The organism is Acidovorax sp. Q11 (assembly GCF_054950075.1).
This window is the reverse complement of the sequence record NZ_JBUDZG010000009.1, coordinates 98002-111758: the sequence shown is the minus strand read 5'-3', so window position 1 is coordinate 111758 and position 13757 is coordinate 98002. Positions and strand designations below refer to the sequence as shown.

Genomic DNA, 13757 nt, shown 5'->3' with positions numbered 1-13757 from the left:
ACACCCGGACTACCCGGGCGCCGCAATGCAAAACACGCAAATTTTATCGACCCAGCCCCCGCTGCCGGATTCTGCCCCTCCAGAACGGTCCGCGCGCAGCGTGCGGGCCGCTGCGGGCGCCGGGCCGGGCGGGCGGGCGCTGGTGTTCGACGCCTGCCAGGTGGGCGTGGTGCTGCGGGCCGTGCTGTTTGTGGAGGTGGTGGTGGGTGTGGGGGCCATGTATGGCGCCAGCAGCCCGCTGCAGTGGCTGGCCAGCCTGGCGCTGCTCACGGGCGGCGCACTGCCCGCCACACTGGTGTGGCTGATCACGGCCTGCAGCCTCAAGACGGTGCTGCAGCGCCTGTCCACAGCGCAGCAATATGCGGCGGGTGTGCTACTGGGGGCGCTGGCCGGGGCCTACGGGTGCGGCATGCTGGCGCTGGTGGGCATGGCCGCCTCGCCCCCCTGGCTGGCCAGTGCCGCCACGGGCGCCCTGCTGGCCGCCATGCTGGTGGCGGCCCTGGTGCTGCGCGCAAGGGGGCGCACCCCGGCCGCCACCACCGCGCGCCTGACCGAGCTGCAGTCGCGCATCCGCCCGCACTTTCTGTTCAACACCCTCAACAGTGCGATTGCCCTGGTGCGCGAAGAACCGGCCAAGGCCGAATCGCTGCTGGAAGACCTCTCCGACCTGTTCCGCGTGGCCCTGGTGGAGCAAGGTGAATCGGTCACGCTGGCCGAAGAGATCACGCTCGCACGCCGCTACCTGGCCATTGAAGAGGTACGGTTTGGCAAGCGCTTGCAGGTGCAATGGAACCTGGACCCGCGCACCGACGCCGCCCGCCTGCCCCCGCTGCTGCTGCAGCCGTTGGTCGAAAACGCCGTCAAACACGGCGTGGAGCCCAGTGCGCGCGGCGGCAAGCTGCGGGTACTGACAGAGCTGCGCGGCAGCCGCGTGGTGGTGCGCATCACCAACACCCTGCCCCCCAAGGATGGCCGCCACGGCACGCCGGACGACGGTGGTGCGGGCAGCAGCAAGGGGCATGGCATTGCGCTGGCCAATGTGCGTGCGCGGCTGGCACTGCTGCACGACGTGCAGGGCGAATTCACTGCGGGCGTGCAGGACGGCCTCTACCAGGTGCGCATCTCGCTGCCCGCGCCCGAGCCCAAAAAGAACCCCGGCCCACCCTCCCGCGCGCGGCACCCCGTGCGCCGGGGTGCGCCACCGCTGCGCCGGGGCGCGGTGCCCGCCCCTGACGAGCATGCTCCCCTGGATGACCACCCACCCTTTGACCGCCCATGAACATCCTCATCGTTGACGACGAAGCCCTGGCCCGCAGCCGTCTGCGCACCCTGCTGTCCGACTGCACGGACACCCAGCGCATCACCGTGGCCGAGGCCGCCAACGCGGGCGAAGCGATGGCGCAACTCGGCCCCACGGGCGGGCGGGCGTTCGACCTGGTGCTGCTGGACATCCACATGCCGGGGCAAGACGGCCTGTTGCTGGCGCATGCGCTGCAAAGCCTGCCCCAGCCCCCGGCGGTGGTGTTCGTCACGGCCCACGCCGACCATGCGGTGAGCGCGTTCGAGCTGGACGCGGTGGACTACCTCACCAAACCCGTGCGCCGCGAGCGCCTGCAGCAGGCGCTGGCCAAGGTACAGCGCAGCGCCCGCCCCGCAGCCCCCGCTGCCGCGCCCAGCGTGCCCGAGGGCGAAACCCTGCTAATCCAGGACCGGGGCCGCACCGAGCGCCTGCCCCTGGCCGAGGTGCTGTACTTCAAGGCCGAACAGAAGTACGTGACGGTGCGTACCCCCACCCGCAGCTACATCATGGACGGCTCGCTCAGCGAGATCGAAGCCAAGTTCGCCCCGCGTTTCATGCGCATCCACCGCAACGCCCTGGTGGCGCGCCGCGCCGTGCGGGCGCTGGAGAAACACTATGACCCCGAGGAGGGCGAAGGCTGGGCCGTGCGCCTGCAAGGCTCCACCGAACTGCTGGCGGTGTCGCGCAGGCAGGTGGCGGCGGTCCGGGAAGAACTGGCGCGGTAAGTTGGAGAGCCTTTTAAGGCCGCACCGCGCGACCAACATGCGCTATTTGCTATTTATTTTATAGCGAATGCGTATTTTTAAGTGGGCGCTCAGTTGCGAGTTGTCCCAATGCAAACACCCCCACCGGCGGGGTAGTGAGCCAGGGCAGCACATAGGTACGTTGCGCGAGGCCATTGGCAATGCGTGCGGCCTGCTGCTGTTCGCCCACCAGGCGGGCCTGCAGCAGCGGGTCGCTGGTGCCGGTGGCCGCCACGCTTTTGTTGATGACCCAGACCCAGGGCTCGATGTTGGCGCGGCGCAGGTCGTCCTGCAGCGCGGCGGCCTGGCTCACGGGGGTGACTTCGGGTAGCGTGACGATGACCACATGGGTCATGTCAGCGTCCTGCAGGCGCATGAGCGGGGTGATGATGTGTTTGGAGTTTGCGCTGCCTTCGTACTGCTGCGTCATCTGCCGGTGGTAGGCGCCGGTGGCGTCCATCAGCAGCAGGCTGTGGCCGGTGGGCGCCGTGTCCAGCACAACAAAGGCGCTGCGCGCTTCATTGACCACGCGGCTGAAGGCGTGGAACACGGCCACCTCTTCGGTGCAGGGCGACTGCAGGTCTTCCAGCAGCAGGGCGCGGCCCGCGTCGTCCAGCGCCTTGCCCCGCGTGGCCATGATCTTGTCGATGTAGGCCTGGGTTTCGGCCTGCGGGTCGATGCGCCCCACTTTCAGCCCAGGCAGGCTGCCGTCGAGCTGGCTTTGCACATGGGCGGCCGGGTCGGTGGTGGTGAGGTGCACGCTGTGCCCCCGCTGCACCAGGCCCACGGCCAGCGCTGCAGCAATGGTGGTCTTGCCCACGCCGCCCTTGCCCATCACCATGACGAGGCCGTGACCCTTGGCGGCCAGCGCGTCGGCCAGGGACGAGAGGGGTTCGGCCTGCAACGACGCGCCGACAACGGCAGAGGGCGCGCTCAATGGCACCGCGCCACCCGCCAGCAAGGCCCGCAGCGCACGCAACTCCAGCGCGGTGCGTGCGGCCTCCTGCATGGGGCGGGGGTCGGGACGGGTGACCAGCACCACAGTGGTCAGGGCCGGGTCACTCAAGGCGGCCAGGGCGGTGTTGAAGCGGGTCTCCTGCATCTTGAGCCCCGAGAGCGGGCCCAGGCACGACGCCCCCCGGTCGTTGCCCGCCAGGAATCCGGTCCAGGCCTTGGGCAAGCTCAGCAGGCGCAGCGTGTGGCCGGTGGGGGCGGTGTCGAACACCACATGGTCAAACACATGGCCGATGGCGCGGCCCTCGCTGGCCAGCAGCGCTGCAAATTCATCGAACGCAGCAATCTCGGTGGTGCAGGCGCCCGAGAGTTGCTCGCGCACCGTCGCACGCTCGTCGCTGGTGGCCGTGGCCTCCAGCTGCGCCAGCACGCGTTGGCGGTAGGCCTCGGCGGCCGTATCGGGGTCGATGTTGAGCATGTGCAGCCCCGGCACCCCGGGCACGGCCACCGGCTGATTGGACAGCGGCACGCCCAGCATTTCATCGAGGTTGGAGGCTGCATCGGTGCTGACCAGCAGCACCTGCCGCCCGGCGTCTGCCAAGGCAATAGCCGCAGCCGTAGACAGCGAGGTCTTGCCCACGCCGCCCTTGCCCGTAAAAAACAGAAAACGCGTGGGCTGGGCGAGCAGGTCCAGGGTGACGGTGGCGGCGTGTGGGGAGGTCATTCCACCAGAATGGCACAACCGCCTGGCGCGGCCTTGAGTCAGGTCAAGGGTGTCAGTGCGCGTGCGCCGCCCCGCTCACCAGCGTGACGATCACCATGCCCGCAATCAGCCAGGCGATCTGCGCGATGGTCTCGCGTGCCGTGAGGCGCTTTTGCAGTTGGGGAATCAGGTCGGCCAGCGCCACATACACAAAGCTGCTCGACGCCACGGCCAGGAAGTACGGCAAAAAGTCCTGCAACTGCCCCACCAGGAAGTAGCCCACCACCCCGCCCAGTGCCGTCACCGCGCCCGCCAGCGACACCTTGACCAGGGCCATGCGGCGGTTGGGGCTGGTCTGGCGCAGCACCACCAGGTCGCCCATGTGGTGCGGCACCTCATGCGCCAGCACCGACACGGCGGCAATCACCCCCAGGCGGATGTCGGCCAGGAAGGCCGAGGCGATCAGGATGCCGTCGCCAAAACAATGCACGCTGTCGCCCGTCAACACGGCCCAGCCGCCCGAGCGCGGGCCATGGTGGTGGTGCGCATGGCCATGGTCATGGCCGTGGTGGGCATCGTGGGAATGCCCATGGCCGTGGGCGTGGTCCTGCGCGGCAGGCGCGGGGTGGCTGTGCTCATGCCCGTGGTGCCACAGCTCGGCCTTGTCGAGCAGGAAGAAGAACACCACGCCCACCAGCAAGGTGGCAAACAGGTCGTGCGCGCCCGCCTGACTCTCGAATGCCTCGGGCAGCAGGTGCATGAAGGCCGTGGCCAGCAGGGCCCCGGCCGCCAGGCTGAGCAGGTGTTGCGGGCCCACACCGTCTGCCCGACCGCCCAGACCCAGCCGCATGAGCAGTGCGGCCAGCCACACGCTGCCAATGCCTGCGGCCAGGGTGGCCAGAATGATTGCTATCAAAGTCATAGCTTATTGCGCTTTATAGACAGGCGCCAGGGCCTATTTTCTTTCAAAAAACCACACCCGAAATCGCGATAAAAAAGCCGCCCCCGTTGGGGGGCGGCTGCAGTCGGCCCACCGGCACAGGGCCGGATCCGGTCGCACAGGGGGTCAGACCACGCCTTGCGCCTTGAACCAGGCCAGCGCACGCTTCCAGCCATCCTCGGCCGCTTCCTTGCGGTAGCTCGCGCGGTAGTCGGCATGAAAGGCATGGGGCGCGTCGGGGTACACCACAAATTCCGATGCCTTGGCCTGCGGCGAACCACCGGCCAGGGCAGCTTTCATCTTATCAACCGTGTCAAGGGGGATGCCGGTGTCTTTTTCACCATACAGGCCCAGCACGGGCGCCTTGAGGATGGGGGCGATGTCCACAGGGTGCTTGGGCGTGAGCTCGCTCGCCTGGCCTACCAGGCGCCCGTACCAGGCCACACCGGCCTTGACGGGGCCATGCGCGGCATACAGCCAGGTGATGCGGCCACCCCAGCAAAAACCGGTGATGCCCACCCGCGCAGCATCGCCACCGTTGGCGGTGGCCCACTGCACGGCGCCGTCCAGATCGGCCATCACCTGGGCATCGGGCACCTTGGAAACCACCTCGGCCATGAGCTTGGCGATTTCGGTGTATTGCGAAGGGTCGCCCTGGCGCGCGTACAGCTGGGGCGCAATGGCGAGGTAACCCGCCTTGGCAAACCGGCGGCAGGTGTCGGCGATGTATTCGTGCACGCCAAAAATCTCCTGGATCACCAGCACCACCGGCAGGCCTGTCTTGCCCGCCGGTGCTGCGCGGTAAGCGGGCACCTTGAAACCATTGACCGTGAAGCTCACCTCGCCCGCCGTCAGCCCATCGGCCGGCGTCGCAATGGCCGTCTGGGCCATGATGGGAGCGGCGGCAGCCGCGTAGCCCAGGCCCAGCGCCGCCTGCAGTGCGGTGCGGCGGGTGGCGCCCGCATCGGTGGTGCGGCCCGGCAGCAGGGCATGGGCGTCGGTGTGGAGGTCGTCATTGAGCATGGGGTTCTCCGGAAAAGGGGGCCAAGAAAGGGACGAGCCCCGCAGTCTAGGGCTTGTTGCGGGGTTTTGCAGGCCACCAGGCTGCGGTCCCCTGAGCATGCCTGCGGGCCGCCCCCATCGCCCCGCTGGGGTTTACCGCAGGGCGGCATTTTCGGGTATCGAAATTGGGGCAGCACTGCTAGACTTTCTGCGAACCGCCCGGCGCCTGCCGTGTGCGCCCCCACCAAACCACCCCGTACCCGTCAGGTAGCCCAGCCCCTCAGCCCCTCGCCGCGACTGCCCCACCGCATGCACCGCACCACGCCCCCCACCCTGCCGCGCGGACACCTGCTGGCGTTGCTGGTGGCGGGGGTTTGTGGTGCTGGCGGCCTGGCCCTGCTGACCTGGGCACTGGCCAGCCGGTCCATGGACTTCGCGACCCGCATCGCATCCACGGCTGCCGGGGCCGGGCTGCTGGCCAGCGCGCTGCTGTCGTGGTGGCTGGTGCGGCAGGTGTTGGCGCTGCGCACCACGGCCAGCGAGGCCCAGGCAACCGCCCAGCGTGCCAGCACCCAGCTGTCGGCCACGCTCGACATCCTGCCGGACGGGCTGGCCATCTACGACGCCGACGACCGCCTGGTGCTGTGCAACGCCCAGTACCGCGAGGTGAACACGGGCACGTCGATGGCCGTCGAATACGGCACGCTGTTCGAGGATGTACTGCGCCGCGCCGCACGCTCGGGCCACATTGTTGACGCGCGGCCCGACGTGGACACCTGGCTCGCCCACCGCATGGCCCGCCACCGCGCACCGGGCCTGCCCGAAATACAGGAGGTCGAAGGCGACCGCTGGATGCGGATCACCGAACGCCTTACCGAGGGGGGCGGCGTGGTGGTGCTGCGCGCGGACATCACCGATGTCGTGCACAAGGAACGCGCCCTCAAGCAGGCGCTGCACGATGCCGAGCGCGCAGAACGCAGCCTGCGCGAGGCCGTCAATGCCATGCCCGCCGGCCTCGAAATCTATGACGAGAACGACCGCCTGGTGCTGTGCAACGACCAGATGGCACGCCTGCGCCCGCACCTGCCGGTGGCGGAGTCGCTGGGCAAGACCTACGAAGAGCTGCTGCGCGCGGGCCTGCGCCACGGCATCCCCCAGGAGGCCAGTGGCCAGGAAGAGCTGTGGCTGGCACACGAAATGGCGCTTCGTGGCCACCGGCCCGGCCCGGAGGTGCGCCACTACCCCAACGGCGCCTGGATGCACATGCACGAAAGCCGCACGCCCTCGGGCATGACAGTGGTGGTGCGCCTGGACATCAGCGACCTGATCGAGCAGCGCCACAAGGTCGATGCCGCCCGGCAAGAGAACCAGCGCATACGGCAGCTGCTGGAGCGTGCGGTCGAGGCCCTGCCCGTGAGCATCGAGATCTTTGACGAGCAGGACCGCCTGGTGCTTTTCAACCAGCAGCTCTCGCGCATGTACCCGCACATGAACTACGCAGAGCACCTGGGCAAGGGCTTTGCCGACATCCTGCGCTACTCGGTGGAGCGGGGCCTGATCCCCTCGGCCCACGGCCGCGAGGAGGCCTGGATCGCCGAGCGCCTGTCCGAGCACGGCAGCCGCACGTCCACCCTGGTGCAGCGCCTGGCCGACGGGCGCTGGATCAACATCTACGAAACCCGCACCCCCGAGAACTACGTGGTGGCGGTGCGCCTGGACATCACCGACCTGATCGAGCAGCGCCAGGCCCTGGAGAGCGCCCAGGAGGCCGCCCAGCAGGCGCGCCAGCTGCTGCAGGACGCCGTGGAATCACTGCCCGAAGGGTTCGCCCTGTTCGATGCTGATGACAGACTGGTGGTATGCAACGCGCAGTACCGCAGGCTCTACCCCATTTCGGCGCCGGTGATCGTGCCGGGAAGCACCTTCGAGCAGATTGCCCGTTATGGCGCCGAGCGGGGGCAGTACCTGGACGCTGTGGGCAACGAAGAGAGCTGGGTCACCCAGCGCGTGGCCGACCACCGCGCCGCCAACCAGGCCGTATTGCAACGCCTGCCCGAGGGCCGTTGGCTGCAGGCCGATGAACGGCGCACGCCCCAGGGCGGCATCGCCGGTGTGCGCACCGACGTGACCCAGCTGGTGCGCAAGGAGCAGGAGCTGGCAGCCGCCAACGCCAAGCTGGCCCTGCTGTCCACCACCGACGGCGTGACAGGCATCAGCAACCGGCGCCGCTTTGATGAACGGCTGGCCGCCGAGTGGATGCGCTGCGGCCGCCACCACCTGCCGCTGGCCGTGGTGCTGATCGACATCGACCATTTCAAGCTCTACAACGACCACTATGGCCACTTGGCGGGCGACGAATGCCTGCGCCGCGTGGCCCAGCTGCTTCAGGGCAATATCCGCCGCGCAGACGAGATTGCCGCACGCTATGGCGGCGAAGAATTTGTGCTGCTGCTGCCCGACACCACCGTAGCCGACGCAGTGACGGCCACCCAGCGCTGCATGGACAGCCTGCGCGAAGCCGCCCTGGCCCATCCGCGCTCGCCCACGGCGCCCACCATCACGCTCAGCGCAGGCGTGGCCAGCATGGTGCCGCGCCCCGGGGCACAGCCAGAAAGCCTGGTGCAGGCCGCCGACGCAGCCCTGTACCGCGCCAAACATGGCGGCCGCAACCGGCTGGAGGTGTTTGAACCGGGCCCTTGATCCCGCCCGGTGTCGCCTGGCCGCGCCAGCGCCCTTGGCGTTGTCATGCCACCCGATGACTGCTCTTTCGTCCAAAGGCTTTGTGGCGGCACATCGCGCTGATTGGCAGCGCCGGTCATAGCGCCCCGTAGCTGCACTGCTGGTGTTGAATATCAGGCCCCGTGCACTACAAGTGCCTACTGCGGTACGTAGTCCGACGGGTACTTGAGCGAATCCACCAGCAGGTGTGGCATGCGCATGCCCAGTTTGATACCCTGGGGCGGAATCGGCTGGGTAAACCACTTGTCATACAGGCGGTGCAGATCACGGGTCTGGATCAGGCGGCGCAACTCGGCATCCACCACAGCCTTGAGTTCGGCGTTGTTGCGCTCGAACGCCACGGCATAGGGCTCGATGGTCATGGGCTTTCCGATGACCTTCAGGTCCTGCGGCTTGGTGTGGCTGGCGCGCAGGCCGTAGAGCAGCACATCGTCCATCGCAAAGCCTTCCACCTTGCCGCTCACCACCCAGCCAAAGCCCTCGGCGTGGTCCTTGGCGGGCTCGATGCGCACACGCACCGACTTGGTAGCCGCCTCGCGCGCCAGCGAATCGATGTTGGTGGTGCCCGCCGTGGACGCCAGCGTCTTGCCGTCCAGGTCTTCGATGCGGGAATACGGCTTGTCGCTTTGCACCACGATGCGCGACGACGCAATGAAATGCGCAATGGTGAACGCCACGCGCTGGCGGCGCGCTGCCGTGTTGGTGGTGGAGCCACATTCCAGATCCACCTCGCCTTTTTCAATGGCATCAAAGCGGCTGCTGGACGTGACCAGCCGGTAGGCCACCTTGGTCTCGCGCAGCTTGAGGTGGCGCCCCAGCGCCCGCGCAAACAGCTGGCAGACGTCCACGCTGTAGCCCATGGGGTTCCATGGGCCACATAGGACATCGGCATGGACGATTCACTGTGGCCGATGACCACCACACCGCTGGACTGGATGCGTTGCAGCGTGCCATCAGCGGACGATGACGGTGAAGATGGTGCCGCCGACTGGGCCCACACCTTGCCACCCCCTGTCCCGCCCAATGCAAACGCGAGCATTGCCGCCCCAACGCTCGCGCCCAGCCTCTTGCCGACCGTCGTGAATGCCATGACTTTCACCTTCATCCAGGAAGCCGCCGCCCCAGGCAGGCTGGAGATCGTGGCGAGAAAAGAAAGCTGCCGACACCCCCTGGACATCCAGCAGCGTCGGGCTCAGCAGACGGTGACGGTGTCCCGGTAGGCATGCCGGGCCAAGGCCGAGGCCAGCACCACCGAGGGGTTCACCAGCGAGAGCCCTTCCAGCCGAGGGTGTTCCGACAGAGCCAGCGGAATCTCGGTGCAGCCCATGATCAGCGTGGACACGCCATAGCGCTCCTGCAGCGCAATCGAGACGGCCTCAAAGCGCTGGCGCGCCAGCGGGTAGTTGCCCGCTTTCACACCGTCGTAGATGCCCTGCATCAGCTGCTCGCGTTCATGGTCGTCGGGCACAAAGCAGGCGATGTGCGCCCGCTCCAGCTCACGCTGGTACAGACCGGCGTCGTAGGCACCGCGCGTGGCCAGCAGCCCCACGCCCTGCACCTTGCGCGCCGACAGCTCGGCCACCACCTCCTGCACACCATGCAAAACCACCATCTGCGGAAACCGCTGCTGCAGGATGCCGTGCCACGCATGGGCCGTGTTGCAGGCAATCGCCACCACCCGCGCCCCCAGCGCGGCCAGCCGCCCGGTGGCTTGCAGCATCGGGTCTGCGGGCTGGTGCGCACCAGGGCGCGTGTCGCTCAGCGCGGCCGTGCGGTCCGGGATAGGCACCTGCGCCAGCCAGTGCTCGGGGTAGGCCTGATCACGCACCGGGATACCCAGCACCTCCATGCGTGTTGTGCAAGCTTGCACGAACAGGCGCACAAAATCAGCCCCGGCGGCGGGGCCCATCCCGCCCAGGATGCCCACCACCTGCGGGGCGTGCGGGGGGCTTGCAGACACCAAAGACATGTGCGCTCCGGCTTACTGGGCGGGCTTGTCGCTCTGCGCCACCAGGTTCTCGCGCAGCTCTTTGCTCATGGCCAGGTTCAGGTTCTGGTTGCGCGGCGGCACGGGCGACATGAACCACTTGGCATAGAGCTTGTCGAATTCGCCGGACTTCATCATTCCGCCGATCACGCCGTTGACCAGCGCCTGGAACTGCGGGTCGTCCTTGCGCAGCATGCAGGCGTAGGGCTCCACTTGCAGCGAATCACCCACCACCGTCCACTCGGACGGATTGCGCTGGTTGCCCATCAGGCCAAACAGCAGGATGTCGTCCATCGCAAACGCCTCGGCCCGCCCCGATTCCACGAGCAACAAGGAGTCGTCATGGTCCTTGCCCAGCACGATGTCCATGTCCAGGTTCTGGTCGCGGTTGTACTTGCGAATCACCTGCGCATTGGTGGTGCCCGAGGTACTGGCCACCTTCTTCTTGGCCAGGTCGGCGTAGTTCTTGACGCCCGAGGTTTTCTTGATCAGCAGGCGCGTGCCGGTGTAGAAGTAGTTGATGGCAAATTGCACATCCTTGCCGCGCACGCTGTTGTTGGTGGTCGATCCACACTCCAGGTCGATGGTGCCGTTGGTCAGCAGCGGAATGCGGTTTTGCGAGGTCACCGCCTGCAGCTCCACCTTGATGGCCGGGTTGTTCAGGCGCTTCTTCACCGCGTCCACCACCGCGTTGGAAATATCCACCGAGAACCCCACGGGCACGCCTGGACCCGACAGGTAGCTGAAGGGCACCGACGACTCGCGGTAGGCCAGCGTGATCTTGCCCGTATCGGCAATCTTCTTGAGGGTGTCGGCACTGGCCACGGTGCAGGCCAGCAGGCCGACCGCCACAAGGGCAGCAGAAGTGACGGCGGAGAGCTTCATGGGAATCCCTTTGCAAAAGCAGGTAAGCGGGTGGAGGAAAAATCAGAACGCAGGGGCACTGTAAAAACTCGCGGCGCCGTTGAACAATTCATTCGCGGGGGTGCGTCATGATGAAAAGTTATGGCACTTTTGCGGTGCACAACGCTGCACCAAATTGCGCCAGCGCGCACCATCAGCGGCATGCCTCCATGCAAAGGGCAGGCCCACGGTGAATGGGGCAGCAGCACATAACTTACCGGCATGGACGGGCATGGCTTTGGCATTGTTCAAAGCACGGCCCGCGCTCTACATTGGTCTGCAATCAGTCAACCATCCATTCCCCACAAGATGCAGGTATGTGTATTGGGCGCAGGCATTGTCGGCCTGGCCACGGCGTATGAACTCCAGCAGCGCGGCTTGCAGGTCACCGTCATCGATCAGGCCCAGCCCGGCACCGGCGCCAGCGGCGGCAACGGCGCCCAGCTCAGCTACAGCTATGTGCAGCCCCTGGCCGATGCCAGCATCTGGCGCCAGCTGCCCCGCCTGCTGCTGTCGCCCAGCTCCCCGCTCAAGCTACGCCCCCAATGGGACACCCACCAATGGCACTGGGGGCTTGCATTTTTGCGCGCCTGCAACCGGCACACCTCCGAGCGCAGCACCGAACGCCTGCTGGCCCTGGCCGCGCTGAGCCGCCACCGGTTCGAGGCCATGCTGCAGTCCGAATCCATCGATTGCGACTTCTCCCGCACCGGGAAGCTGGTGCTGTACGACACGCCCGCAGGCCTGGCATCCGCCCAGCGGCAGATGGAGCTGCAGCGGGCCTGGGGCAGCCAGCAGCAGGCCGTGTCGGCGGCGCGCTGTGCCGAGATCGAACCCGCCCTGCAGCACTACCAGCACCGGATCGCGGGCGCCATCTACACCCCCAGCGAATGCGCAGCTGATTGCCTCAAGCTGTGCCAGGGCCTGCAGGCCGTGCTCGCCGCACGCGGCGTGCGCTTTCTGCTGGGCACCCGGGTACAGGGCTTTGTGCGCCAGGGCCTGCGCATTGCCGCCGTGCGGACCAGCGCCGGTGCGGTAGAGGCCCAGCAGTTTGTGCTGGCCCTGGGCAGCCACAGCCACCCGGTGGCCCGGACGCTGGGGCTTCGCCTGCCGGTCTATCCACTCAAGGGCTACAGCATCACCATCGACACCACCGAAGCGTCCGCAACCGTGCCCCGCGTCAACGTGACCGACGCCGCCCGCAAGGTGGTCTTTGCACGCATCGGCCAGCGGCTGCGTGTGGCTGGCATGGCCGAGCTGGTGGGGCACGATGCACGCATCCCACCCGCACGCATCGAAAGCCTGTGCCAGGCCACGCGCGCGCTGTTCCCGGGCTGCAGCCAGTTTGAAGAACTGCGCCCCTGGACCGGCATGCGCCCCGCCACGCCCACTGGCCTGCCTATGGTGGGCCCGCAAGCCAGTGGCCCCGACAACCTGCTGCTCAACACGGGCCATGGTTCGCTGGGCTTCACGCTGGCATTTGGCACGGCCGCGCAAGTTGCCGAACTGCTGGCGCCTGCCTGAGCCCCACAGTCCCGGCCCCGCGCACTACTCCACGTCGGGCAAATCCACCGAGGCCATGGTCTCGCCCACGGCCTGGCGCATGCACTGCGTCATGGCGCTGGCCAGCAGCGAACTGGGCCGGTTCACGGTGCGCAACGACTTGATGGGCACGGCAATGTGGGGCGCCAGCGCCAGCACGTCCACCTTGCTGCGGTCGGCCGATGCGGCCGTGCAGCTGTCCACCACCGCCACCGCGTGGCCGTGGTGCGCCAATGCCAGCGCGGCGTGGTAGGTCTGTACCGTGATCGCCGTCTGCAGGCCCACCCCGGCCTCGCGGCAGGCGTGGCTGACCACCGTGCCAATGGGGTCGCGCACATCCAGCCGCACCACCGGTGTATCCGCCAGATCGGCCAGGTGCACCACGCCCGCATCCACCAGCGCCGCACCCAGCATGCCCTTGGGCGCCACACACACCATGCGGCCATCGGCCAGGTGCTCCTGCGTGAGCGCGGGGTGGGCGATGGCGCTGAACACAAAGCCCACATCCGCCTCCTGCAACACCAGGGCAGAGACGATCTGGGGCGAGTGCAGCGCATCGATGGTGACTTTCACATCCGGGTGCTTCTGCCGAAAGAACCGCAGCGCGCGCGGCAGCACTTCGTAGCTCAGCGCCAGCACGCTCAGGATGTGCAACTCGCCCTCGCGCTGGTCCCCCTTCAAGCTGTTGGCAAGGCGCTGCACATCGTCCAGCTGGGTGAACAAGCGCTCGATGTGCGGGTACAGGGTCTGTGCCTCGGTGGTGGGCACCAGCTTGCCCTTGAGCCGGTGGAACAACGGAAAGCCCAGCTGCAATTCAGCATGCGCCAGGATGCGGCTGACCGCAGGCTGCGTGACGTTGATAAGGCGGGCCGCCGCGCTCACGCTACCGGTGAGCATCACGGCGTTGAAAACTTCTATATGGCGAAGGCGCATGGGCTAACAAT

The 13757-nt window shown here is 67.4% G+C and carries 12 protein-coding genes; 5 read left to right on the top strand and 7 right to left on the bottom strand.

Annotated elements, in window-relative coordinates:
- Positions 1-25 precede the first annotated feature (25 nt).
- Together ACYZGB_RS10195 and ACYZGB_RS10190 are read left to right on the top strand one after the other, a co-directional pair.
- Positions 26-1279, top strand: a complete 1254-nt coding sequence (locus ACYZGB_RS10195; protein ID WP_462388109.1) for a sensor histidine kinase — start codon at positions 26-28, stop codon at positions 1277-1279.
- Positions 1276-2025: a LytR/AlgR family response regulator transcription factor gene (locus ACYZGB_RS10190; protein WP_462388108.1), complete on the top strand. Its 750-nt coding sequence runs from the start codon at positions 1276-1278 to the stop codon at positions 2023-2025. The genes ACYZGB_RS10195 and ACYZGB_RS10190 overlap by 4 nt, the downstream gene beginning before the upstream one ends.
- Positions 2026-2083: 58 nt before the next feature.
- Here ACYZGB_RS10190 and ACYZGB_RS10185 read toward each other — a convergent pair whose 3' ends face one another.
- The 3 genes from ACYZGB_RS10185 to ACYZGB_RS10175 form a co-directional block, all read right to left on the bottom strand.
- On the bottom strand, positions 2084-3721 hold the full coding sequence (locus ACYZGB_RS10185; RefSeq protein ID WP_462388107.1) for a TRC40/GET3/ArsA family transport-energizing ATPase: 1638 nt from the start codon (positions 3719-3721) through the stop codon (positions 2084-2086).
- Between the two features lie 52 nt (positions 3722-3773).
- Positions 3774-4622 carry a ZIP family metal transporter gene (locus ACYZGB_RS10180; RefSeq protein WP_462388106.1) on the bottom strand — a complete coding sequence of 283 codons (849 nt, stop codon included), beginning with the start codon at positions 4620-4622 and terminating at the stop codon, positions 3774-3776.
- 144 nt (positions 4623-4766) lie between these two features.
- Positions 4767-5663, bottom strand: a complete 897-nt coding sequence (locus tag ACYZGB_RS10175) for a dienelactone hydrolase family protein (protein WP_462388105.1) — start codon at positions 5661-5663, stop codon at positions 4767-4769.
- 288 nt (positions 5664-5951) lie between these two features.
- Here ACYZGB_RS10175 and ACYZGB_RS10170 point away from each other — a divergent pair, with 288 nt between their 5' ends.
- Positions 5952-8342, top strand: a complete 2391-nt coding sequence (locus ACYZGB_RS10170; RefSeq protein WP_462388104.1) for a sensor domain-containing diguanylate cyclase — start codon at positions 5952-5954, stop codon at positions 8340-8342.
- 176 nt (positions 8343-8518) lie between these two features.
- Here ACYZGB_RS10170 and ACYZGB_RS10165 read toward each other — a convergent pair whose 3' ends face one another.
- Positions 8519-9241, bottom strand: a complete 723-nt coding sequence (locus ACYZGB_RS10165) for an amino acid ABC transporter substrate-binding protein (protein WP_462388103.1) — start codon at positions 9239-9241, stop codon at positions 8519-8521.
- A 30-nt stretch (positions 9242-9271) separates the two neighbouring features.
- On the opposite strand from ACYZGB_RS10165, the gene ACYZGB_RS10160 reads away from it, so the two are divergent.
- Positions 9272-9601: a hypothetical protein gene (locus tag ACYZGB_RS10160; RefSeq protein WP_462388102.1), complete on the top strand. Its 330-nt coding sequence runs from the start codon at positions 9272-9274 to the stop codon at positions 9599-9601.
- On the opposite strand, the gene ACYZGB_RS10155 is transcribed toward ACYZGB_RS10160, so the two are convergent.
- Together ACYZGB_RS10155 and ACYZGB_RS10150 are read right to left on the bottom strand one after the other, a co-directional pair.
- Positions 9574-10350, bottom strand: coding sequence for an aspartate/glutamate racemase family protein (locus ACYZGB_RS10155; protein WP_462388101.1), 777 nt, complete (start codon positions 10348-10350; stop codon positions 9574-9576). The genes ACYZGB_RS10160 and ACYZGB_RS10155 overlap by 28 nt on opposite strands.
- Before the next feature lie 12 nt (positions 10351-10362).
- Positions 10363-11253: a transporter substrate-binding domain-containing protein gene (locus tag ACYZGB_RS10150; RefSeq protein ID WP_462388100.1), complete on the bottom strand. Its 891-nt coding sequence runs from the start codon at positions 11251-11253 to the stop codon at positions 10363-10365.
- A 327-nt stretch (positions 11254-11580) separates the two neighbouring features.
- Between ACYZGB_RS10150 and ACYZGB_RS10145 the strand changes: the two genes are divergently transcribed.
- Complete coding sequence (locus ACYZGB_RS10145; protein WP_462388099.1) at positions 11581-12795, top strand: D-amino acid dehydrogenase; 1215 nt, start codon at positions 11581-11583, stop codon at positions 12793-12795.
- A gap of 24 nt (positions 12796-12819) precedes the next feature.
- Here ACYZGB_RS10145 and ACYZGB_RS10140 read toward each other — a convergent pair whose 3' ends face one another.
- The gene (locus tag ACYZGB_RS10140) at positions 12820-13746 is read right to left on the bottom strand and encodes a LysR family transcriptional regulator (RefSeq protein WP_462388098.1); all 927 of its coding nucleotides are present in this window, start codon (positions 13744-13746) and stop codon (positions 12820-12822) included.
- Between the last annotated feature and the right edge of the window lie 11 nt (positions 13747-13757).

Bases quoted from the DNA above. Each gene is read 5' to 3' on its own strand.
- ACYZGB_RS10160 (WP_462388102.1), top strand. From the start codon at position 9,272: ATGGACGATTCACTGTGGCCGATGACCACCACACCGCTGGACTGGATG.
- ACYZGB_RS10170 (WP_462388104.1), top strand. From the start codon at position 5,952: ATGCACCGCACCACGCCCCCCACCCTGCCGCGCGGACACCTGCTGGCG.
- ACYZGB_RS10195 (WP_462388109.1), top strand. From the start codon at position 26: ATGCAAAACACGCAAATTTTATCGACCCAGCCCCCGCTGCCGGATTCT.
- ACYZGB_RS10155 (WP_462388101.1), bottom strand. From the start codon at position 10,350: ATGTCTTTGGTGTCTGCAAGCCCCCCGCACGCCCCGCAGGTGGTGGGC.
- ACYZGB_RS10190 (WP_462388108.1), top strand. From the start codon at position 1,276: ATGAACATCCTCATCGTTGACGACGAAGCCCTGGCCCGCAGCCGTCTG.
- ACYZGB_RS10180 (WP_462388106.1), bottom strand. From the start codon at position 4,622: ATGACTTTGATAGCAATCATTCTGGCCACCCTGGCCGCAGGCATTGGC.
- ACYZGB_RS10145 (WP_462388099.1), top strand. From the start codon at position 11,581: ATGCAGGTATGTGTATTGGGCGCAGGCATTGTCGGCCTGGCCACGGCG.
- ACYZGB_RS10185 (WP_462388107.1), bottom strand. From the start codon at position 3,721: ATGACCTCCCCACACGCCGCCACCGTCACCCTGGACCTGCTCGCCCAG.
- ACYZGB_RS10175 (WP_462388105.1), bottom strand. From the start codon at position 5,663: ATGCTCAATGACGACCTCCACACCGACGCCCATGCCCTGCTGCCGGGC.
- ACYZGB_RS10165 (WP_462388103.1), bottom strand. From the start codon at position 9,241: ATGGGCTACAGCGTGGACGTCTGCCAGCTGTTTGCGCGGGCGCTGGGG.
- ACYZGB_RS10150 (WP_462388100.1), bottom strand. From the start codon at position 11,253: ATGAAGCTCTCCGCCGTCACTTCTGCTGCCCTTGTGGCGGTCGGCCTG.
- ACYZGB_RS10140 (WP_462388098.1), bottom strand. From the start codon at position 13,746: ATGCGCCTTCGCCATATAGAAGTTTTCAACGCCGTGATGCTCACCGGT.